Genomic DNA, 19,723 nt, shown 5'->3' with positions numbered 1-19,723 from the left:
GGGAAAGCGGCAGGGAAACCGGTAATTCGACGCAGTTGAACCTATCGGAGGCTCAGACAGGTGCCAATCGCACCGGCTGGCCGTGCGGGGTCGTCAGATAGGCATCTTCCCAAGCATTTTTCATCGTATCCACATCCGCTGGTGCCGCCTCGCCCTGCTCGGCCAGCAGTGATTCCAATGTTTCCAGCCAGGCATGGAAGTAGTCATCGCCACCATCTAGTTCGCGATCCAGGCCATGACGCTTAAGAGTCTGCGAAAACCGTGCCGCCCAATCCGACCAGTCAAACCGACCGGCTTCGTTCAATGCCACAGTCACGGCAAAAACCTGTGCGTGCCATGGTTCAACAAAGACCGGTTCAGGGGCGGAATGCGTAAGACAGCCACTCATGCGGGTTCCAGATAGCTTTGCCACAAATCCAGCACGACCTCATCATGTGGATGTTCCGGGTTCGCCCACAGTTCTGAGGCGGGAAATGCCACGGCATAAAGGGGTTCAGGTGCCTCACCCAATCTGTGCGCGCTCGAGTCGGGCAGTACATGTGTTCCATGTACCATCAGAATGCGGCCCTTGGCCCCAGCTGCATAAATGGGTAACCGCGTGTGTCCACCGTCAACAAGACGGTTCGCAGCCGGGCGCGTAGTGACGACCTCCTGCCCGATCTCGTATTCCACAGGCACGTTCGAAGGCCGGTCAGCGGGACCGCCACTGGCCAGTACACCTGCTACCGCTTCCGCCTTCAATGCCCGATTGGCCAGAGCATGCTCGCCACTGTCAGACCCACCTCGCAAGTCCTCTTCGGTCAATACACCGCTTTCAACCAACAGATCGGCAAGAGCCGAAATCCATTTCTCGTAATAGGAAAACCGGGTGTAGTCCTTGGGTGACAACCTCTCGCGGGCATGGCGCGAGATATCAATATTCCATTGTCCCAGCGATCCGGCGGCAAGCGTTACTGCCAGCGCCCGCGCGTGCCAGTCTTCAGCAAACACCGGGGCATCCTCGGATTCGGGATTAACCGGGCCGTCACCTAACCGCCCCCCCATATCATGTACGCGCGTCATGATGGCACCTTGGGCAGACCGGTTCCGATCATGCTGTCCCGCGTGACAAGGGCAGCAAGCTCTTCCTCACTCAACCCTTCGCTCCCTTTCGGCTGCATCGGCAAAACAAGATACCGCACCTCTGCTGTCGAATCCCAAACGCGCACCGATGTTTCAGCGGGCAACGTGACCCCGAATTCGGCCAGCACCTTGCGCGGCTCACGCACAGCGCGGGCGCGGTAGGCATCGGATTTGTACCAGCCCGGCGGTATACCCAGCAGTGGCCATGGGTAACAACTGCATAGGGTACAAACGACCATATTGTGCTGCCCAGGCGTATTCTCGACCACGACCATGTGCTCACCCTGACGACCGTAGTAGCCCAATTCAGCCACCACCGAAGTCGCATCGTTGAGCAGAGAAGCTTTGAATTCGGGATCTGCCCAAGCCTTGGCGACGACTCGCGCGCCGTTCTGGGGACCAATCTTGTTTTGATAGGTATCGATGATCTCATCCAGCGCCGCGGGATCGATCAATCCCTTGCGAGTCAGAATCGTCTCAAGCGCTTTGACGCGGAGCGCGGGTTCAGGTGGCAAAAGGGCGTGCGGGTGGTCGTGATCATCATGTGGCATGGCCGCAGCCTGCGCGAGGCAAAGCCCTGCTGTCCAGTCCCTTTGCCGTGATCTGAAACATCACCGTTCTTGATGCCAACTCCTCCCTTGCCCCCAGCATCAAACTTGCATAGATACCACGCGATACACGTCACGCCGCACAGGAAGACCATGGAAAACGTCGTTCTCATCATCCACCTCCTCTTGGCCCTTGGCCTGATTGCCGTTGTTCTGATGCAGCGGTCCGAAGGCGGTGGCCTTGGCATGGGCGGCGGTGGTGGCGGTGCCATGACCGGTCGCGCAGCTGCAACCGCTCTGGGTAAACTGACCTGGATTTTGGCTGCGTGCTTTATCGTGACCTCGATCACCCTGACCATTCTGGCCGCTCAGAAATCTTCGGGTAGCTCGGTCATTGATCGTCTGGGCGTTCCGGCACCTGCGGCGACCGAAGAAAGCACACCGGCGGTTCCGTCGGCGGATGATCTGCTGCCTCCGACGCAGGGCGACAACGCGCCGCTGATTCCGCAGGCCGACTGATCCACTAGACCTAGAAACCTGAAAGAGAACTGCAACAGCATCTTGCGGTTCTCTTGCGCTATTGGCGCGAATCCTTTATATGTGAAGTCCCGTGATGCAGCGGTTTCTCGGAACCGTCGGGCAGCTGATTTTGACGTCTCACGGGAGCAGCCGAAAACATGGCGCGTTTTATTTTCATCACTGGTGGTGTTGTTTCGTCCTTGGGCAAAGGACTGGCTTCGGCGGCTTTGGGCTCGCTGCTGCAGGCCCGGGGATATTCGGTGCGTCTGCGCAAGCTCGACCCGTATCTGAACGTCGATCCGGGCACGATGTCACCATTCGAACATGGCGAAGTGTTCGTCACCGACGATGGCGCCGAAACCGATCTGGACCTTGGTCACTACGAACGTTTCACCGGCGTTGCTGCGCGCAAAACCGACTCGGTCAGTTCAGGCCGGATCTATTCCAACGTACTCGAGAAAGAACGCCGTGGTGATTACCTTGGCAAAACCATTCAGGTGATCCCGCACGTCACCAACGAGATCAAGGATTTCATCTCCATTGGCGAAGATGAGGTTGATTTCATGCTGTGCGAAATCGGTGGCACCGTTGGCGACATCGAAGGCCTGCCGTTTTTCGAAGCGATACGTCAATTCAGCCAGGATAAACCGCGTGGTCAGTGTATCTTTATGCACCTCACACTGCTGCCCTACATCAAGGCCTCTGGCGAGCTGAAAACCAAGCCGACCCAGCACTCGGTGAAAGAGCTGCGCTCGATTGGTCTGGCCCCCGATATTCTTGTTTGCCGCTCCGAAGGGCCTATCCCGACCAAAGAGCGTGAAAAACTGGCACTGTTCTGCAACGTACGCCCTGACAGCGTAATTGCCGCGCAGGACCTGAGCACAATCTACGACGCTCCGCTGGCGTATCATCGCGAAGGTCTGGATCAGGCGGTTCTGGATGCGTTCCAGATCAGCCCGGCACCGAAACCCGATCTGGCGAAGTGGGAAGATGTCAGCGACCGTATCCACAACGCCGAAGGCGAAGTGAAGGTTGCTATCGTCGGTAAATACACCCAGCTGGAAGACGCCTATAAGTCGATCGCCGAAGCCCTGACCCATGGTGGCATGGCCAACCGCGTTAAGGTCAAGGTCGAATGGGTCGATGCCGAGATTTTCGACAAGGAAGATGCGGCCCCGCATCTGGAGGGTTATCACGCAATCCTCGTCCCCGGCGGGTTCGGAGAGCGCGGCACAGAAGGCAAGATCAAAGCAGCGCAATACGCGCGCGAGCACAAGGTGCCTTATCTGGGCATTTGTCTTGGCATGCAGATGGCTGTCATCGAAGCTGCCCGCAATGTTGCGGGCATCAAAGAGGCCGGTTCCGAAGAATTCGATCACGAAGCAGGTAAAAAGCGTTTTGAGCCCGTGGTTTATCACCTCAAAGAATGGGTGCAGGGGAACCACAGGGTCGAACGCAAAGTTGGCGACGACAAGGGCGGCACTATGCGTCTGGGCGCTTATGATGCTGTTCTGGGCGAAGGCTCAAAGGTGGCTGAAGTCTATGGCAGCACCAATATCGAAGAGCGCCACCGCCACCGCTATGAGGTGGACATCAAATACCGCGAGAAGCTCGAAGAGGCTGGCCTGAAGTTCTCGGGCATGTCTCCGGATGGTCGCCTGCCCGAGATAGTCGAATGGTCGGATCACCCATGGTTCATCGGGGTGCAATACCATCCCGAACTGAAATCCAAACCCTTTGATCCTCATCCTCTGTTCCGCGAGTTCGTGCGCGCAGCCAAGGAAACCTCGCGTCTGGTCTAACGCTTCTGCACACCTCTTTTGGTTGCCTTGCTCTTCGTTCCGGGTCAGTTTGGCCCGGAGCAAATTACGGAGCCGAGCCTGTGACCAAAGGATATTGGGTTGCCCATGTCGACGTGGACGACATGGATACGTACAAAAAGTACATCACCGCCAACGCTGAACCCTTCGCTGAGTACGGCGCGCGCTTTCTTGTGCGCGGTGGCGATCGCGTCGTCAAAGAGGGCGCATCAAGATCACGGACCGTGGTGATCGAATTTCCCAGCTACGAACAGGCATTAGCCTGCTATGAAAGCGATGCCTATCAGAAGGCAAAGGCCCTGCGCGATCCTGTGTCGATGGGCGATCTTGTGATCATTCAGGGCTATGACGGGTAGTCTCTGCTTGGCGGACCACAAAATATGGAATAACCTGTGCCTATGCTGAAGAAGTTCTTTCAGGCGTTTCGCCCGCCGCAACAAACCACCCTGCCAGATCCAGATGCCGAGCTTGCCCTGGGTGCTCTTTTGGTGCGCGTTGCGCAGGCCGATCGGGATTACAAGGTCGAGGAAATCAGCCTGATCGACCGGATTCTCGCCCGGCTCTATCAGCACAACGCGATTGAAGCCGCCAAAGTCCGCGCAACCTGCGAAAAGTTACATGCTGCAGCGCCGGAAACCGATACATTTGGCAAACTGATCCGCGAAACCACTGATCTGCAGGAACGCCTGGCAGCGCTTGAGGCGTTGTGGGAGGTTGTTCTGGCCGATGGCAACTCAGACGAAGGTGAGATCAAGATCGTCGAAGAAGCCCGTGCAGCCATGGGACTCAGCTTTAACGACAGTCGCGATGCACGCGAACGGGTGCAAAGTCGCTTGGAAGCCAGCTAACCTGCGTCTATATCTTTCTGCATGTTCAGTGATTTCCTGTCCCGGCTCACACAGCCGCAGCCCGACCCGCTTGCCGATGATGATGCCCGCCTGGCCCTGACGGCCCTGCTGGTACGCATTGCGCGATCCGATAATGACTATGCCGATACCGAGATGGCCCGGATCGACCGCATATCAGCCGAACGTTATGGCCTGTCGCCATTCGAGGCTGCAGGTTTGCGCGCCCGCGCCGAAGATCTGGAGGCCCAGGCCCCCGATACTGTTCGTTTCACCCGCGCAATTAAAGAGGCTGTCCCTTATGACCATCGCCTTGGCGTGGTCGAGGCGCTCTGGTCCGTGGCGCTGGCCGATGGCGAACGCTCGGAAGACGAAGATTCGCTGATCCGATTGGCTGTCAGTCTGCTGGGCATCAGTGACGTGGATTCGGCACTCGCCCGTCAGAAGGCTGCAAAATCGTGACCGCAATGCTGGGCATGTATGACATGCCAGCACTTCAGCCCGCCAATGACCGCTTCTGGTCCTTGATTCGTGCCCATCTGGGCGAAGGCCCGGAGCATCTGACCAGAGATCGCGATTTCTGGGACATCTGGAGAGATCCGGAACTGGTTTTCGCACAAACCTGCGGCATGCCCTACCGGACACGGCTGCACGGTGAGGTTCAACTGGTGGGGACACCGGATTACGGCTTGCCCGGTTGCCCACCCGGCCACTACTGCTCGGTTTTTGTTGCACGGTTCGATGATGACCGCGATCTTGAAGGGCTCGTCGCCGGGACCTTTGCGTATAACGAAGCGCTGTCGCAATCAGGCTGGGCCGCACCGGTTGTTCATTTGGCAGACCTTGGGCTGACACCTAATTCCCTTCTGGAAACGGGCGGCCACGCTCTGTCGGCGCAGGCGGTGGCTGAAGGTCGCGCTGATCTTGCCTCGCTGGATGCCCTGACCTGGACGCTGCTCACCGAGCACACCGATCTGGGCGACAAGCTGCGTCAGGTCACAACAACCAAACCGACACCCGTGCTGCCCTATATCACCTCAAACGGACAGGATGCAGGCCGCATCGGACAAGCAGTTCGGGCAGCGATCGACAGCCTGACATCAGAAGACCGACAAGCGCTTCACATCCATGGGTTGATCGATATCGCAGCCGAGAACTACCTCGCCGTTCCCAATCCGCCAACGCCGCAGGCAATTCGCACACAAACCTGACCATTTTGACCAAAACCTCTGGTCATTTCGGCGGTTTCGGGTCTTGAACTTGTCATTTGCGCATTGCATTGGTCAGTTTTTTAAGCCCTAGTACCGCACCAACGACGCCAACAACATCTGGACTACCCGTGACAGAATCCGCTCCCGTCATCGAGATCAAAAACCTTCACAAAAGCTTCGGTCATCTCGAAGTGTTGAAAGGAGTGGACATTACCGCGCATCGGGGCGACGTCGTCTCTCTGATCGGCTCATCCGGGTCCGGAAAATCCACTCTGCTGCGCTGCTGCAACCTGTTGGAAGACAGCCAGCAAGGCGAAATCCTGTTCAAGGGTGAACCTGTCCGCTGGTCTGGTGATCACCACCACCGCCGCCCGGCCGACCCAAAACAGGTACTGCGCATCCGTACAAACCTGTCGATGGTGTTCCAGCAGTTCAATCTGTGGGCGCACATGACGATCCTTCAAAACGTGATGGAGGCACCCGTCACCGTTCTTGGCCGCGACAAGGCCGAGGTTGAGGACAGCGCCCGCAAGTATCTTGAAAAGGTTGGCATCGGTGACAAATGCGATGTCTACCCGGCTCAGCTGTCGGGCGGCCAGCAACAGCGCGCGGCCATCGCCCGCGGTCTTTGCATGGAGCCCGAAGCACTCCTGTTTGACGAGCCAACCTCGGCGCTCGACCCCGAGCTGGAGCAAGAAGTGATCAAGGTGATCAAGGATCTGGCCGCTGAAGGCCGCACCATGATCATCGTGACACATGACATGAAAATGGCGGCTGATATCTCCAGCCACGTCGTGTTCCTGCATCAGGGCCTGATCGAAGAAGAAGGCACACCCGAGGACATCTTTACAGCCCCTGAATCCGCACGGCTTCAGGGTTTTCTCTCCGCCACCAAGGCGGCATAACTTCAGAACAGAACCAAACTGGGGAGTAACCAATGAAAAACCTAATTCTGACCACAGCAGCACTGGCGCTGACCGCCGGTATCGCAATGGCCGACACTGTCCGCATGGGTACCGAAGGCGCTTACCCTCCGTACAACTTCATCAACGATGCGGGTGAGATCGACGGCTTCGAGCGTGAAGTTGGCGACGAGCTGTGCAAGCGCGCCGGTCTGGAATGCGAGTGGGTCAAGAACGACTGGGATTCGATCATTCCGAACCTGGTTTCGGGCAACTACGACACCATCATCGCCGGCATGTCGATCACCGACGAGCGTGATGAAGTCATCGACTTTACCCAGAACTACTTCCCGCCAGCAGCTTCGGCATATGCAGCAGCTTCGGACGGCGTTGATCTGAGCGGTGGCATTGTCGCAGCACAGACAGCGACCATTCAGGCAGGCCACATTGCGCAAAGCGGCGCAACACTGGTTGAATTCGCAACTCCGGAAGAAACCATCGCGGCTGTCCGTAACGGCGAAGCCGATGCGGTATTCGCAGACAAAGACTTCCTGGTTCCGATCGTTGAAGAATCGAGTGGCGAGCTGGTTTTCGTAGGTGATGATGTACCGCTGGGCGGTGGCATTGGCCTGGGCCTGCGTGAATCGGATGGCGAACTGCGCGGCAAGTTCGACGAAGCGATCACCTCGATGAAAGCTGACGGCACACTGAACGAGCTGATCGTTAAGTGGTTTGGCGAAGGTGTTCCCACCTACAACGCTGACGGCTCGGTCGTTACCAACTAAGCCCTCCGTCTAAATGATCCGGCGCCGATTGGGCGCCGGATCACCCTGACCATCCGTCAGGCCTGACGTTCGAAAGACGCTTCATGTTTTCCTATTGCGCTGACCCCGACACGCTCGGCACGTTTCGCTGGTTCTCCTGCTATCTGACCAACGGCGTGCACTGGTCGTTCTACCTGTCGTTCGTCAAGGTTCTGGCTTTGCTGGCTGTAACCGCGCCCGTTGCACTCAGCTTTGGGTTTGCCGGTGCGATGGCCGCACGCTCGCATTTCCTGCCGCTCAGCTGGCTCGGCAAAGGTTACATCGCAATCGTCCGGGGCGTTCCTGACATCGCCTTCTTTCTGTTCTTCGTCATCGCATTGGATCAAGCGTTCGAATGGACGCGGCACAAGATTCTATGCCCCGAATGGACCGATCCCATTCGTCAGGGCAACGATTTCCTTGTCTGTCAGGCCGCAAAACTACCGCTGGGCACTGCTCCGGAATGGGTTCACGAAACCTATGGCTTTTTCCTCGCGGTCATCACTTTCTCTATCGTGTTCGGCGCTTTTGCAGCGAACGTCCTGTTTGGAGGTATGCGCGCTGTTCCGCACGCGCAACTGGAGACAGCCGAAGCTTATGGGATGACGCGGCGCCAAACGTTCTGGCGCATCCTGGTTCCGCAAATGTGGGTCTATGCCCTGCCCGGCCTGTCCAATCTGTGGATGGTTCTGATCAAGGCGACACCGTTGCTGTTCTTGCTGGGTATCGAAGATATCGTCTATTGGGCCCGCGAACTGGGCGGCACCAAGACATCCAAGTTTACCGCCTACCCGCATGGTGACTGGCGCATGTGGTACTTCCTGTTCCTGCTGATCTTCTACCTTGGAATGACCCGCGTCTCGGAAATCGGGCTCGAGCGTCTGATGCGCAAGCTGTCCCACGGTCAGGCCACATCCGGTGGCGAGCTACTGCGCAAGGAGACCACCCAATGAGCTGCTTGCAAACCATTCAGGATTACGGCCTGCGTTCAATCGGACTTGGCGAACGCCTGTTGCCCCGCAGCGACTTTACCCTGTGCGAGCAGTTCACACTGATCGGCTCGGGCATGATCTGGAACGTCTATTTCGGGATCATGGCACTGGCGACAGGTTTCTTTTTCGCCACAGCACTGGCGGTCGGAAAGGCATCGCCCAACAAGTGGCTGCGCAAACCGGCCGAGTGGTTCATCTTCATTTTCAGGGGTTCACCGCTCTTTATCCAGTTTTTCTTCGCTTATTTCTTCTTCCTGTCGTTGAAGAAATCCTATCCGATGTTCGATGCGCTCACATCGGCATGGCTGGGTGCGCTGATCGTGCTGTTCCTGAACACAGCCGCCTATTCGGGCGAGATTTTCTATGGCGCCCTGCGCTCGATCCCCAAGGGTGATATCGAAGCTGCGGATGCCTACGGCATGTCCGGTTGGTCGCGGTTCCGCCGGATTGTCTGGCCGACGATGCTGCGACTGGCTTGGCCTGCCTACACCAACGAGGCCATTTTCCTGTTCCACGCCACTACACTGGTATTCTTCTCGGCATTTCCGGCCTGGCAACAGCGCGGTGATGCGCTCTACTATGCCAGCTATTTTGCGGACAAAACGTTCAACCCGTTCATCCCCTACCCGATCCTCGCCTTCTATTTCATCCTGCTGACGCTGGTGATCGTCGGGGGCTTTGGTCTGGTCAACAAACGGCTGAACCGACACCTGCCGGCCGCCAGGAAAGCCAAGATGCGTTTCCGTCTGAATCTGGCGCGCTAAGCGCCAGGTTCTGACATCTTGTCCGGCAGGATCATCACCAAAAAAAACCCTTCAGCGCGGCCGCAATCAAACTTCAGCTAACAGGATGCGGGTCAGTTCTTCGGGCATATCGATCATGACGTAGTGCCCGCATTCTACCGAAACAGCCCGCCATTCGGTCTCGTGACTGGCTTTTTCAAAATATGGGCGGCCAATCCCCGGGGTCCAGCCGGTTGCATAAACATAGATACGCTTGGCCACTTTCTCCCAGTCACCCACCAGTCGAATGGGCTGCTCAAAACTCCGGAAGGGATGGGCAACGTTGCGCCTGTCGACCCACGCGCGGTCATCAGCATTTACGGAAAATGCCTCAGCCGGGCCCGGCGCTGCCCGGCCATCCATTAAACCATCCCGCAAGCCGGATGCCGCTTCGGCAGGCAGACAGTCCAACGTGTTCTGACCATCGTCCGGCACCAGTGCATCAAGAAAGACCAAAGAACGGATCTTGTCAGGCGCATGGTCAGCAACTCCGGTGACGACCATTCCTCCATAACTGTGACCACACAGAACAATATCGGATAATTCTTCCCACTCAATCACCGCAAGGACATCCTTGATGTGTGTATCAAGATCGACATCTCTGCTGAACAGATGCGCCCGCTCTCCAAGACCCGTTAGTGTTGGCGTGAACACATCATGTCCGGCCTCGCGCAAGAGCTTTGCGACACGCCTCCAACACCAACCGCCCTGCCAGGCGCCGTGAACCAGAACAAAAGTTGCCATACCCTAAACTGCTGCCTCGATTTGACGGATCCAAGTCTACTGTAGGTGAAGCGTCGGCAATTGGTCCAAAGGAATGTGTGCAGGCAAGATTTATCTACAGCCGTTGCCCTACCTACGCTGCGGTCCCCGACCAAGCAGTGTTTCAGCTATACCCACGCAACAGGATTCAACCTGAACAGCTTTGACAATTGCTCATAAACTTCCGGGTTTTCATGCTTGAGGGCTTGCGGCCGCTCGAAAAACACTTCGACCGAAACGGCAAAGAACTCCTCATGACCCTCGGCGCCGTACGGATCGATCACCGTTCTACGCCCGCTCTCAACCGCATGAACATGGGCCTCAAAGGCTGTCAGAAAGACGCGCTCCCACTCGGCAAAGGTCTGACCTTCGGCCAGCAATGGAACACCATTCGTACCCCCAGACAGATCGTCGATCTGGTGGGCGAACTCATGAAACACGACATTGTGCCCGTCATGGTCATCTCTGGCACCTTGCCTACTGTGGGCCCATGAGAGGATAACCGGTCCGCGATCCCAGCTTTCACCGGTGCGCACAATCTCTTGCTCGGTCACCACGTAACCGCTGTGCCGGCGTTGCTGGGATTTGAAAGCGTTCGGATAAATCAGGATTGTTGTGAGGTTATCGTACCACATGTCACTGTTCACGACGAGGATGCAGGCCTGCGCAGCAATGGACAACTGCATTTCTTCGGTCACTTCCAGATCATCGCAGCCAATGAAATCGACCTGATCCAAAAACAGGTTCACCTTACCTTGCAGCCTGTCGCGCAAATCCGGAGGTAACCGTCTGACAATCGGCACCATTGCCTCGATGACCGCACGCTGATGTTCCGACAGAGGCGTTGCAAGAAGTGTGGCACGCGCCTGTTTCCGGGACCAGAAATAGTAGCCCATCCCCCCTGCAACCAGCAGCAGAATTGCAAAGAAAATCAACATGGCACAACATCCCAAATTTTTTTCAGCGTATGACACCCGAATGTCATCCGGAACTCAACATAGGTGTTCTTGATTATGAACGACACCATTCCCGTAGCTGAAAATTCACAGCAGGATGCCGAATTAGCCCTGACACGTTCAGCCTTTGTCGGGAAAGCCCAACCTGATGCGCCTGACTGTTCGGGCAGGTTACTGCTTAAAGTTTGGCAAGTGAGTGCACTGAGAGTGATTGGTACAAATCAAACACTCCCCCGGCGACCCTAAGTACAAAACCAATAAATCCCGATTTTCAGACGTCAGCTCAAAACGGCGCGCAGTAATTTGATCAAATTCCGTGACATCGTATTTCTCCTCGGCTACACCTTGCGAGAGCAAGACCAATGGAGTTCCCAATGGACCTGAGTACGCTGCACACCTTTCGCGTCGCCGCTTGTGACCTAAACGGTCAGATGCGAGGCAAGCGTGTACCCTCTTCTTATGCTGCAAAACTCGACAAGGGTGCAGTCCGGATGCCGTTCTCAGCACTCAATGTGGATCTCTGGGGGGCTGATATAGATGGCAGTCCGCTGGTATTTGAATCCGGCGATGCCGATGGTGTTTTGCTTCCGACAGAGCGCGGTCCGGTACCGATGCCTTGGCTTGAAACACCAACGGCACTGGTTCCGATGTGTCTTTACGACGACGATGGTAAGCCGTTTGCCGGTGACCCGCGCCACGCATTGGCAACGGTTTTGTCCGAATACGCAGAGCGAGGCTGGACTGTTATCGCAGCTACCGAGCTTGAATTTACATTGCTGGATGCGTCCGGTTCATCACCAATGCCACCAATCAACCCGCTGACGGGCCGTCGCCTTTCAGACGAGGCTGTATTGTCCATGGCCGAACTGGACGCGTTCGATGCGTTTTTCAACGACCTTTACGATGGCTGTGCGGACATGGGAATTCCGGCCCAGACCGCCATCTCGGAAAGTGGGATTGGCCAGTTCGAGATCAACCTGAATCATCAGGACGCGATGCGCTGCGCAGATGATACGTGGCTTTTCAAGGCTTTGACCCGCGGGCTTGCGCGCAAACACGGGTTCTCGGCAACCTTCATGGCCAAACCCTATTCCGAAGATGCAGGCAACGGGATGCATGTGCATTTCTCGGTTGTGGATGTGAAAGGCCACAATGTTTTTGATAATGGCGGTCCGGAGGGCACCGAGGTTTTGCGCTCAGCCGTTGCCGGTTGTCTTGCGGCAATGCCCGGCAGCACCCTGATCTTTGCGCCCCATGGCAACTCTTACACCCGCCTCATCCCGGGTGCACACGCCCCGACCGGCGCTAGCTGGGCCTATGAAAACCGAACGGCCGCCATCCGAATTCCCGGTGGCGCACCAGCGGCACGCCGGATCGAACATCGCGTCGCGGGCGGAGATATCAACCCCTATCTCATGTTGGCCGCTGTTTTGGGGGCCGCCCTCAATGGCATCAAAGATGGGACACAGGCGCCCGAGCCAATCTCGGGCAATGCCTATGAGATCGACGGCCTTCCCCAACTGGCAGGGGATTGGCAATCGGCCATTGCGGGTTTTGAAACCGATCCGCAGGTCGCTCGCATCTTCCCTGCCGATCTGATCCGCTTTATGGCGATGACCAAGCGGCAGGAAATCGCCCGCTTTGCAGACCGCCCGGCCGAGGAGCACTGGCTCAGTTATCTCGAGGCCGTATGACCCTCTTGCCCGTTGTCTGAGACTCGGCTAGATTAAATTTGATCAAATTTGGTGACCCATGAAAATCGGCATCCTTCAAACCGGCCACTCACCTGACGAGTTGACCGATAAGTTCGGCGAATATGACGAAATGTTCCGTACGCTTCTGGACGGTAACGGCTTTGAATACGAAACGTTTTCGGTTGTAGATCAGAAGTTTCCGCAAAGTGTTGATGATGCGGACGGCTGGATCATCACCGGCTCTCGTCACGGTGCATACGAAGACCATCCCTGGATACCCCCACTCGAGGATCTGATCCGCGACATTCAGAAAAGCGGTAAACCTCTGATCGGCGTGTGTTTTGGCCATCAGATCATCGCCCAAGCCCTTGGCGGGACGGTTGAGAAATTCAAGGGTGGCTGGGCAGTCGGTCGAACTGAATATGATTTCGACGGTCACAAGGTATCCCTGAACGCATGGCATCAGGATCAGGTCGTCGAACTGCCCGATGGCGCACAGGTGCTGGGTACCAACGATTTTTGCAAGAACGCGATGCTCTCCTACGGTGATACGATCTGGACCGTGCAGGCGCACCCGGAATTTTCGAATGGTTTTGTCGAGGGATTGATGCAGACGCGCGGCAAAGGCGTCGTACCCGATGACCTAATGCACGATGCCGCAAGCCGACAAGATGCCTCGAACAGCAACCCGGAAATCGCACGATACATGGCGGATTTCTTAAAGAAAGCGAGGGCCTGATGGCCGATTGGACGGATAACCTGCCGCAGGCGGCACAGGACTATATCGATGGTCATCGCCTTGATGAGGTCGAGTGCATTATTTCGGACCTGCCCGGCATCGCACGAGGCAAGGCAGTTCCCGCATCAAAATTTGCACGGCAGTCTTATTTCCACCTGCCCGACAGCATCTTTTACCAAACCATCACCGGAGGTTGGGGAGAAGCAGCAGGCGAGGACGGGTTCATCGAACGCGACATGATCCTGAAGCCGGATTTCTCAACCGTGTCAGCCGCCCCCTGGACAGGCGACTGGACGTTGCAGGTGATCCACGATGCTTACGACCGCGAGGGCGAGCCGATCCCCTACAGCCCGCGCAACGTGCTGAAGCGGGTTGTACAACTGTATCGAGACAAGGGCTGGAACCCTATCGTCGCACCGGAAATGGAGTTCTTTCTGGTTGCCCGCAATGTCGATCCAGCGCAGGGCATCGAGCCCATGATGGGCCGCTCCGGTCGTCCGGCAGCAGCACGTCAGGCCTATTCGATGACGGCCGTGGATGAGTTCGGGCCGGTGATCGATGACATCTACGATTTTGCCGAACATCAGGGTTTTGAGATCGATGGCATCACGCAGGAAGGCGGTGCCGGACAGCTTGAGATCAACCTACGCCATGGTGATCCGGTAAAGCTGGCCGATGAGGTTTTCTACTTCAAACGGCTGATCCGAGAAGCTGCGCTTCGCCACAATTGTTTCGCCACCTTCATGGCAAAACCGATCGAAGATGAGCCGGGATCGGCGATGCATATTCATCACTCGATCACGGATACTGAAACCGGGCAGAACATCTTCTCGGGTCCTCAAGGTGGTGAGACTGACGCATTCTACCATTTCATCGCTGGTCTGCAGACCCATCTGCCCGCAGGTCTTGCTGTGATGGCGCCCTATGTGAATTCCTATCGTCGTTATGTGAAAGATCATGCCGCGCCAATCAATCTGGAATGGGCGCGCGACAATCGCACTACCGGTATTCGCGTTCCCTTGTCGGGGCCTGAAAGCCGCCGGATTGAAAACCGCATCGCCGGTATGGATTGCAACCCGTATCTGGGGATCGCAGTTTCACTTGCCTGCGGGTATCTGGGACTGACGCATCAGGAACGTCCGCGCCGACAGTTTTATGGCGATGCATATGAGGGCGATGGTGACATTCCGCAGGTCATGGGCGAAGCGCTGGATCTGTTTGATGAAGCTGAAGCCCTGCACGAGGTTCTCGGACCAGAGTTTGCGCGTGTCTATGGCATCGTCAAACGGGCGGAATACGAGGAGTTCTTGCAAGTGATTTCCCCGTGGGAGCGTGAGCACCTGCTTCTGAACGTCTGACGAGGGCGCTGAATGAACCTGCTCTACAGCAATGATACGCGCGGCGCTTATCCACCCAGTTGGTACGCCGCTACCGCACATGGTGCCGAAGAAACCGCTCCGCTGAACGAGCATGTAAAAGCCGACGTTTGTATTGTTGGTGGCGGATATACCGGATTATCGGCTGCTTTGCATTTGGCCGAGGCAGGATACGATGTGGTGCTTCTTGAGGCTCATCGTGTGGGCTTTGGCGCTTCGGGACGAAATGGCGGTCAACTGGGCAGCGCCCAGCGCATGGAGCAGGAAGACCTGGAGCGGCTTGTCGGAGACGCAGATGCAGCCAAGCTCTGGGATTTGGCCGAGGATGCCAAGACACTGGTCAAAGAGCTGATCGGGAAACACCAGATCGAGTGCGATCTGAAGCCCGGCATCGCGACTTTGGGTTTCACCGATACCGAACGAGACGAACTACACGAACATGCTGCGCACCTGTCGGGCAAGTATGGCTATGACCAAATACAGCAACTGGATAAGGCGGCCGGGCATGATTTGTGCCCCTCTCCGGCTTATTCAGGAGGTTTTCTGGATATGGGTGCCGCGCATCTGCACCCGCTGAATTACGCTATCGGGTTGGCACGGGCTGCCATCAAAGCCGGAGCGCGTCTTCATGAAGGGACGGAGGTTCTGGCGGTTGACGAGGGGCAGCAGGTCACCATCCGAACAGAAAATGGTCAGGTGACTGCAGATCATACGATACTCGCCTGTAACGGATATCTGGGTGATCTGAACCGGCAGGTTGCTGCACGCGTTATGCCGATAAACAATTTCATTGCTGCAACAGAGCCCTTGGGGGCTGATGTTCAACAGGTTCTGACCAAGGATGTAGCAGTCGCCGATACCAAGTTTGTCGTGAACTATTTCCGGCTGAGCGCCGATGGACGTCTGCTATTTGGGGGCGGAGAAAGCTATGGCTATCGGTTCCCGGCTGATATCGCAGCCAAGGTCCGCAAACCCATGGTCGAGATTTTCCCGCACCTGCGCGATGTGAAAATTGACTATGCTTGGGGTGGAACGCTGGCGATCACTATGCGGCGCATGCCGTATCTGACGCGGCTCGCCCCCAACATCCTGTCCGCTTCGGGCTATTCCGGCCACGGGGTTGGCACCGCCACCCATGCCGGTCAACTGATGGCAATGGCTATTCAAGGCCAATCCGAAGGGTTTGACACGATGAGTAAAGTCCCTTCGCTGCCTTTCCCTGGCGGTCCTGCTCTGCGTAGTCCCCTATTGGTGTTGGCAATGACTTGGTACGCAATGCGCGACCGGTTGGGACTGTGACTTTCTGAACGCAACAATTTGGTGAAATTTCGCCGACAGAGCGAATGAGAGCTTGGCTTGCCCGCATCCTGACTTTATCTTTACAAAAGATAGAATTCGGGAATTCCAAATATGACGCTTCCACCCAACGTTCATGACGCCGAACCCATCCCAGCAGCAGCACGAGAAGCCATCGATGCATTAATGCAGTCGGGGGACTTGTTCCGCTACACCGCACCGCAGGATGCACCTGTCGCCCTGCTCGAGGCTGAGTTTGCGGAATTGCTGGGCTCCAAGTACGCGCTGGCGGTTTCCTCATGCTCAGCCGCGCTATTCCTGTCGCTCAAAGCTCTGGACCTGCCACGGGACGCGCGGGTTTTGATCCCGGGCTTTACCTTTGCCGCTGTACCGTCATCGGTGGTTCACGCAGACTGCATTCCGGTTCTTTGCGAGGTCGGTGAGAACTATCGCATCGACATGGCCGACTTTGCAGTCAAACTTGATAACGTGCAGGCTGTAATCATCAGCCACATGCGCGGCCACACGTCCGACATGGACGCCATTATGGACCTGTGCAATGCGCGGGGCATTCCGGTTATTGAAGACGCCGCACATTCGCTGGGCACAACCTGGCATGGTCGCAATATCGGTACGATTGGCAATGTGGGATGCTTCTCGTTCCAGTCCTATAAGATGATCAATGCAGGCGAAGGAGGCATCCTGATAACTGATGATGCCGATCTGGTCGCTCGTGCTGTCATCATGTCCGGCGCATATGAACACAACTGGAAAAAACACAAAGGTCCGCGGGGTGATAACTCACCGGAATTGGAACAGGCCTTTGCCCGCTGGCAGAACCAACTGCCCCTTTATAACCTGCGCATGAGCAACCTGAGCGCGGCCGTCATCCGCCCGCAAATCCCCGAGCTTGCGCGCCGTGTACGAGATGGCTTGGCGAACCACGATTATGTGGCCGAACGCCTCAACACCTCGCCCTACATCAATGTCCCTGCCCCACTGAAACCCGAGCGTCGCGCGCCGGATTCGATTCAGTTCAATCTGGTCGGGTTGGATGAGGCTGAAACACGCGCCTTTGCTGCCGCGGCAGATGCGCGTGGTGTCAAGGTTCAGGTATTTGGCCTGAGTGAAGACAACGCCCGTGCCTTCTGGAACTGGCAGTTTTTGCCTGAAAAGTTCGACCTGCCCCAGACACGCGACATGTTGATGAAAGCATGCGACGTGCGTCTGCCAGTACGTCTGACGCGGGAAGAGCTGGATGTCATCGCCGATATCCTGCTGGCTTCGGTCGCAGAGGTAGCTGACGCGGTCCCGGCCTACGGCACCTGACGTTTAGTCGTCGCCCAACTGAAACAAGTCAGGTGACAAGAACAGCGCATCAATCCCCTCAGGGGTTGGTGCAATCCGAGACAGGATGCCGATCACCTGTAGCCCCGTCTCTGTCTGCACCAGTAGCGGCGCGCCAGAATCCCCCATCATCACCGGGCAATTCGCTAACATTAACCCACCCCCATATAGACGCGGATTACAATTGTTTGTCCGGCTCAGCACATGCGGACGAAGACCGGGATAGCCAGCGACAAAGGCAGCACCCTGCCCAGCCATTGCGACGCCCAGAAATCCGACCTTTTGACCAATAGGCTCATTCAGTTCCAGAACAGCCCAATCCAATTCAGCACGGTTTATGAAACTGCCGTCCACTCCCTGCTCAGGGGCCAGACGAAATTTTGTGACCGACGACACGGCAACCGCCTTGCCACGCTGATACCCGGCGGCGAAACGAATGCTCGACGGGGGTAACCAACGCTTGCGGGCGCTGTTATAAAGGCAATGCGCTGCAGTCAGGACCAATCGTTCAGATACGAGGACGCCAGTACAATGTGAACGCTGATTTCTGCCCGCAAAGTTGACGCGCCCGATCGCCCGCCAAGGGTCTTGAGACGCATCTAAAACTTCCCGGGCACGGATATCACTGCAGCCCAGAGCCGTATCTTGGCCCAATGTGCAAATTGGCTCCCAGGTTTCTGAAAACTGGCCCTGCGCGAACACTCCTCCTGCCCAGAGCAATGCACCAAGCAGGATGAGCCATCGCATCCATATCTCCGATCAGCTCAGCTTTGAGAGCTTCTGCTGCAACTCGGCCAGTTGTTTCTTGATGTCGTCGAGGTCTTCCTTTGCCTCTGGCTTGGCCTCTTCTTCGCTATCAGGTCCAGACCAGTTGCCGGACAACCCACCGGTCATCGCTTTCAAAAACGCTTTTTGCTGCGCCTGCATCGCATCAAAGCCCGGAATGCCACTCATTGGATTCATGGCATTCATGTTTTCCATCATCTTGGTCTGGCTTTCGCGCAACATCTCGAACGAGCTTTGCAGGAATTGAGGCATCATGCCGCCGCCGGGGATCATGTAGCTGCGCACCAGATCGTTCAGGACGTTGACCGGCAGAACATTTTCGCCTCGGCTTTCGTGTTCGGCAATGATCTGAAGCAGATACTGACGTGTCAGATCATCACCGGTCTTCAGGTCTATGATCTGCACTTCGCGCCCATCGCGAATGAACCCGGCAATGTCCTCAAGCGTAACGTAGTCGCTGGTCTCTGTATTATACAGCCGACGACTGGCGTAACGCTTTATCAACAGCGGTTTTTCTTGTTCTGACACCGGTTACCCTCCCCAAGGATGATGCGTTGCAGCAGAGGTTATGCGACTGCAGAACAAAAAGAAAGGGCAGGTCAAGCGACCTACCCTCTTGCGATTGCACCGATTGGGAGGAATGGGTGCTTGTCGCGGACTTAACTTACTTGGCAGCCGATGCTTTTTTCGCAGCAGCGGTTACGTCGTTGGTAGCTTTCTTAACAGCTGCAGTTGCGTCTTCTGCAGCTTCTTTGCCGGCAGCCATCAGCAGTTCGATGGATTCGGACTGAACTTTCTTTGCGATTTCTGCGAATGCAGCCATGTTCTCGGCAGCAACTTCGGCAGACGCGCTGGCGAAATCAGTTGCGGCTTTGGCATAATCGGCAGGCTCGGCTTTTGCTTTCGACATCTCGGTCAGCTTGGCCAGGGTTTCCTTGGTCCATTTGTTCGAGATTTCTGCCGACTTCTCAGCTGCTTCCAGAGCAACACCCGACAGTTTCTCGTTCAGAGAAGCAGTCGATTTGAATGCATCTTCCAGAGCAGATGTGTCTACCGGGAATGCGCCCATCATGTCTTTCATGATCGCGGTAAAGTCTTGGGTCTTTGCCATTGTCATAATCCTTTTTGCCGAACCGAGCCCACCCCGGTTTTCATCAGCTTGAAGGCAATATGATTGCCGCATTGCAGCATTTCAAGTTTTTTCTCGCTGCAGCGCAGAATAT

General features: G+C 56.4%; 23 protein-coding genes. 15 read left to right on the top strand and 8 right to left on the bottom strand.

Translation table 11 applies throughout. The features are described 5' to 3' along the window. Nucleotides 1-52: 52 nt before the first annotated feature. The 3 genes from ACR0CW_RS04965 to nthA are packed head-to-tail and all read right to left on the bottom strand — an operon-like array spanning nucleotide 53 to nucleotide 1,673. Complete coding sequence (locus ACR0CW_RS04965; protein WP_480787014.1) at nucleotides 53-388, bottom strand: nitrile hydratase accessory protein; 336 nt, start codon at nucleotides 386-388, stop codon at nucleotides 53-55. Further along, the gene (nthB, locus tag ACR0CW_RS04960) at nucleotides 385-1,062 is read right to left on the bottom strand and encodes a nitrile hydratase subunit beta (RefSeq protein ID WP_480787013.1); all 678 of its coding nucleotides are present in this window, start codon (nucleotides 1,060-1,062) and stop codon (nucleotides 385-387) included. Before nthB ends, ACR0CW_RS04965 begins: the two co-directional genes overlap by 4 nt. Next, on the bottom strand, nucleotides 1,059-1,673 hold the full coding sequence (nthA, locus tag ACR0CW_RS04955) for a nitrile hydratase subunit alpha (protein ID WP_480787012.1): 615 nt from the start codon (nucleotides 1,671-1,673) through the stop codon (nucleotides 1,059-1,061). Before nthA ends, nthB begins: the two co-directional genes overlap by 4 nt. 150 nt (nucleotides 1,674-1,823) lie before the next feature. Here nthA and secG point away from each other — a divergent pair, with 150 nt between their 5' ends. From secG to ACR0CW_RS04905, 10 genes are all read left to right on the top strand, one after another. Next, complete coding sequence (gene secG, locus ACR0CW_RS04950; protein ID WP_155151502.1) at nucleotides 1,824-2,189, top strand: preprotein translocase subunit SecG; 366 nt, start codon at nucleotides 1,824-1,826, stop codon at nucleotides 2,187-2,189. Between the two features lie 158 nt (nucleotides 2,190-2,347). Then, entirely contained in the window at nucleotides 2,348-3,991 is a 1,644-nt protein-coding gene (locus ACR0CW_RS04945; protein ID WP_480787011.1) for a CTP synthase, read from the top strand. Nucleotides 3,992-4,071: 80 nt separating this feature from the next. Further along, nucleotides 4,072-4,365, top strand: a complete 294-nt coding sequence (locus ACR0CW_RS04940; RefSeq protein ID WP_170335157.1) for a DUF1330 domain-containing protein — start codon at nucleotides 4,072-4,074, stop codon at nucleotides 4,363-4,365. A 42-nt stretch (nucleotides 4,366-4,407) separates the two neighbouring features. Continuing rightward, a complete protein-coding gene (locus tag ACR0CW_RS04935; RefSeq protein ID WP_170335159.1) occupies nucleotides 4,408-4,857 on the top strand; it encodes a tellurite resistance TerB family protein in 450 nt (149 codons plus the stop codon). Nucleotides 4,858-4,878: 21 nt separating this feature from the next. Continuing rightward, nucleotides 4,879-5,316 carry a tellurite resistance TerB family protein gene (locus ACR0CW_RS04930; protein ID WP_155151512.1) on the top strand — a complete coding sequence of 146 codons (438 nt, stop codon included), beginning with the start codon at nucleotides 4,879-4,881 and terminating at the stop codon, nucleotides 5,314-5,316. Then, nucleotides 5,313-6,065, top strand: a complete 753-nt coding sequence (locus tag ACR0CW_RS04925) for a phosphate/phosphite/phosphonate ABC transporter substrate-binding protein (protein ID WP_480787010.1) — start codon at nucleotides 5,313-5,315, stop codon at nucleotides 6,063-6,065. The genes ACR0CW_RS04930 and ACR0CW_RS04925 overlap by 4 nt, the downstream gene beginning before the upstream one ends. 128 nt (nucleotides 6,066-6,193) lie before the next feature. Then, the gene (locus ACR0CW_RS04920) at nucleotides 6,194-6,970 is read left to right on the top strand and encodes an ABC transporter ATP-binding protein (RefSeq protein WP_170335161.1); all 777 of its coding nucleotides are present in this window, start codon (nucleotides 6,194-6,196) and stop codon (nucleotides 6,968-6,970) included. A 32-nt stretch (nucleotides 6,971-7,002) separates the two neighbouring features. Continuing rightward, nucleotides 7,003-7,752 carry a transporter substrate-binding domain-containing protein gene (locus ACR0CW_RS04915; RefSeq protein WP_155151515.1) on the top strand — a complete coding sequence of 250 codons (750 nt, stop codon included), beginning with the start codon at nucleotides 7,003-7,005 and terminating at the stop codon, nucleotides 7,750-7,752. A gap of 83 nt (nucleotides 7,753-7,835) precedes the next feature. After that, nucleotides 7,836-8,723, top strand: coding sequence for an ABC transporter permease (locus ACR0CW_RS04910; RefSeq protein ID WP_155151517.1), 888 nt, complete (start codon nucleotides 7,836-7,838; stop codon nucleotides 8,721-8,723). After that, nucleotides 8,720-9,526 carry an ABC transporter permease gene (locus ACR0CW_RS04905; protein WP_480787009.1) on the top strand — a complete coding sequence of 269 codons (807 nt, stop codon included), beginning with the start codon at nucleotides 8,720-8,722 and terminating at the stop codon, nucleotides 9,524-9,526. Before ACR0CW_RS04910 ends, ACR0CW_RS04905 begins: the two co-directional genes overlap by 4 nt. A 66-nt stretch (nucleotides 9,527-9,592) precedes the next feature. Here the strand turns inward: ACR0CW_RS04905 and ACR0CW_RS04900 are convergent, their stop codons facing one another. Together ACR0CW_RS04900 and ACR0CW_RS04895 are read right to left on the bottom strand one after the other, a co-directional pair. Continuing rightward, complete coding sequence (locus ACR0CW_RS04900; protein ID WP_480787008.1) at nucleotides 9,593-10,288, bottom strand: alpha/beta fold hydrolase; 696 nt, start codon at nucleotides 10,286-10,288, stop codon at nucleotides 9,593-9,595. Nucleotides 10,289-10,434: 146 nt separating this feature from the next. Then, nucleotides 10,435-11,244 carry a M90 family metallopeptidase gene (locus ACR0CW_RS04895; RefSeq protein ID WP_480787007.1) on the bottom strand — a complete coding sequence of 270 codons (810 nt, stop codon included), beginning with the start codon at nucleotides 11,242-11,244 and terminating at the stop codon, nucleotides 10,435-10,437. Between the two features lie 392 nt (nucleotides 11,245-11,636). Here ACR0CW_RS04895 and ACR0CW_RS04890 point away from each other — a divergent pair, with 392 nt between their 5' ends. The 5 genes from ACR0CW_RS04890 (at nucleotide 11,637) to ACR0CW_RS04870 (ending at nucleotide 17,696) form a co-directional block, all read left to right on the top strand. Further along, nucleotides 11,637-12,956 (top strand): glutamine synthetase family protein, encoded by a 1,320-nt coding sequence (locus ACR0CW_RS04890; protein WP_480787006.1) that lies wholly within the window; start codon nucleotides 11,637-11,639, stop codon nucleotides 12,954-12,956. Between the two features lie 58 nt (nucleotides 12,957-13,014). After that, the gene (locus ACR0CW_RS04885) at nucleotides 13,015-13,695 is read left to right on the top strand and encodes a type 1 glutamine amidotransferase (RefSeq protein WP_480787005.1); all 681 of its coding nucleotides are present in this window, start codon (nucleotides 13,015-13,017) and stop codon (nucleotides 13,693-13,695) included. Further along, nucleotides 13,695-15,053 (top strand): glutamine synthetase family protein, encoded by a 1,359-nt coding sequence (locus ACR0CW_RS04880; RefSeq protein ID WP_155151537.1) that lies wholly within the window; start codon nucleotides 13,695-13,697, stop codon nucleotides 15,051-15,053. The genes ACR0CW_RS04885 and ACR0CW_RS04880 overlap by 1 nt, the downstream gene beginning before the upstream one ends. A 12-nt stretch (nucleotides 15,054-15,065) precedes the next feature. Further along, nucleotides 15,066-16,370, top strand: a complete 1,305-nt coding sequence (locus ACR0CW_RS04875) for an NAD(P)/FAD-dependent oxidoreductase (RefSeq protein WP_480787004.1) — start codon at nucleotides 15,066-15,068, stop codon at nucleotides 16,368-16,370. A 111-nt stretch (nucleotides 16,371-16,481) separates the two neighbouring features. Then, nucleotides 16,482-17,696, top strand: coding sequence for a DegT/DnrJ/EryC1/StrS family aminotransferase (locus tag ACR0CW_RS04870; protein WP_480787003.1), 1,215 nt, complete (start codon nucleotides 16,482-16,484; stop codon nucleotides 17,694-17,696). A gap of 3 nt (nucleotides 17,697-17,699) precedes the next feature. Here the strand turns inward: ACR0CW_RS04870 and ACR0CW_RS04865 are convergent, their stop codons facing one another. From ACR0CW_RS04865 to ACR0CW_RS04855, 3 genes are all read right to left on the bottom strand, one after another. After that, a complete protein-coding gene (locus tag ACR0CW_RS04865) occupies nucleotides 17,700-18,461 on the bottom strand; it encodes a trypsin-like serine peptidase (RefSeq protein ID WP_480787002.1) in 762 nt (253 codons plus the stop codon). A 12-nt stretch (nucleotides 18,462-18,473) separates the two neighbouring features. Beyond that, a complete protein-coding gene (phaR, locus tag ACR0CW_RS04860) occupies nucleotides 18,474-19,028 on the bottom strand; it encodes a polyhydroxyalkanoate synthesis repressor PhaR (RefSeq protein WP_170335186.1) in 555 nt (184 codons plus the stop codon). 136 nt (nucleotides 19,029-19,164) lie between these two features. Beyond that, nucleotides 19,165-19,611 (bottom strand): phasin family protein, encoded by a 447-nt coding sequence (locus ACR0CW_RS04855; protein WP_155151549.1) that lies wholly within the window; start codon nucleotides 19,609-19,611, stop codon nucleotides 19,165-19,167. Nucleotides 19,612-19,723: the final 112 nt, after the last annotated feature.

It is taken from the genome of Ruegeria sp. CH6 (assembly GCF_056537005.1).
The sequence above is the reverse complement of the archived record's forward strand: the minus strand, read 5'-3'. Positions and strand labels throughout refer to the sequence as shown.

Bases quoted from the DNA above. Each gene is read 5' to 3' on its own strand.
- ACR0CW_RS04965 (WP_480787014.1), bottom strand. From the start codon at position 388: ATGAGTGGCTGTCTTACGCATTCCGCCCCTGAACCGGTCTTTGTTGAA.
- nthB (WP_480787013.1), bottom strand. From the start codon at position 1,062: ATGACGCGCGTACATGATATGGGGGGGCGGTTAGGTGACGGCCCGGTT.
- nthA (WP_480787012.1), bottom strand. From the start codon at position 1,673: ATGCCACATGATGATCACGACCACCCGCACGCCCTTTTGCCACCTGAA.
- secG (WP_155151502.1), top strand. From the start codon at position 1,824: ATGGAAAACGTCGTTCTCATCATCCACCTCCTCTTGGCCCTTGGCCTG.
- ACR0CW_RS04945 (WP_480787011.1), top strand. From the start codon at position 2,348: ATGGCGCGTTTTATTTTCATCACTGGTGGTGTTGTTTCGTCCTTGGGC.
- ACR0CW_RS04935 (WP_170335159.1), top strand. From the start codon at position 4,408: ATGCTGAAGAAGTTCTTTCAGGCGTTTCGCCCGCCGCAACAAACCACC.
- ACR0CW_RS04930 (WP_155151512.1), top strand. From the start codon at position 4,879: ATGTTCAGTGATTTCCTGTCCCGGCTCACACAGCCGCAGCCCGACCCG.
- ACR0CW_RS04915 (WP_155151515.1), top strand. From the start codon at position 7,003: ATGAAAAACCTAATTCTGACCACAGCAGCACTGGCGCTGACCGCCGGT.
- ACR0CW_RS04910 (WP_155151517.1), top strand. From the start codon at position 7,836: ATGTTTTCCTATTGCGCTGACCCCGACACGCTCGGCACGTTTCGCTGG.
- ACR0CW_RS04905 (WP_480787009.1), top strand. From the start codon at position 8,720: ATGAGCTGCTTGCAAACCATTCAGGATTACGGCCTGCGTTCAATCGGA.
- ACR0CW_RS04900 (WP_480787008.1), bottom strand. From the start codon at position 10,288: ATGGCAACTTTTGTTCTGGTTCACGGCGCCTGGCAGGGCGGTTGGTGT.
- ACR0CW_RS04895 (WP_480787007.1), bottom strand. From the start codon at position 11,244: ATGTTGATTTTCTTTGCAATTCTGCTGCTGGTTGCAGGGGGGATGGGC.
- ACR0CW_RS04890 (WP_480787006.1), top strand. From the start codon at position 11,637: ATGGACCTGAGTACGCTGCACACCTTTCGCGTCGCCGCTTGTGACCTA.
- ACR0CW_RS04885 (WP_480787005.1), top strand. From the start codon at position 13,015: ATGAAAATCGGCATCCTTCAAACCGGCCACTCACCTGACGAGTTGACC.
- ACR0CW_RS04880 (WP_155151537.1), top strand. From the start codon at position 13,695: ATGGCCGATTGGACGGATAACCTGCCGCAGGCGGCACAGGACTATATC.
- ACR0CW_RS04875 (WP_480787004.1), top strand. From the start codon at position 15,066: ATGAACCTGCTCTACAGCAATGATACGCGCGGCGCTTATCCACCCAGT.
- ACR0CW_RS04870 (WP_480787003.1), top strand. From the start codon at position 16,482: ATGACGCTTCCACCCAACGTTCATGACGCCGAACCCATCCCAGCAGCA.
- ACR0CW_RS04865 (WP_480787002.1), bottom strand. From the start codon at position 18,461: ATGCGATGGCTCATCCTGCTTGGTGCATTGCTCTGGGCAGGAGGAGTG.
- ACR0CW_RS04855 (WP_155151549.1), bottom strand. From the start codon at position 19,611: ATGGCAAAGACCCAAGACTTTACCGCGATCATGAAAGACATGATGGGC.